The 238-nt window shown below is 50.0% G+C and carries 1 protein-coding gene; it reads left to right on the top strand.

What is annotated here, in order from left to right; genetic code table 11:
• The coding region (locus ACYP03_RS27900; protein ID WP_459782924.1) for a SufE family protein at positions 1-184 on the top strand (184 nt) is incomplete at its 5' end.
• Positions 185-238 lie beyond the last annotated feature (54 nt).

Below are 238 nucleotides of genomic sequence, written 5' to 3' on the forward strand. Positions count from 1 at the left end.
TCAGGTGATTCAGCTGGGAAAACAGCTCCCCGCCCGGCCGGATACGCTCAAAGAAGACGAAGTGAAAGTCAGTGTCTGTGAGAGCCAGGTGTGGTTAGTGAAGCGCTGTGAAAACGTCCGGTACCACTTTGCGGCAGATTCTGATGCCCTAATCGTGAAAGGACTGATCTGCCTGGTGCTGTAAGACTATGAAGGAAAAATCGCTGAGCAAATACTGGGGTTTGATATTGATGCTTAC

The sequence above is a fragment of the Photobacterium sp. R1 genome, assembly GCF_054600795.1.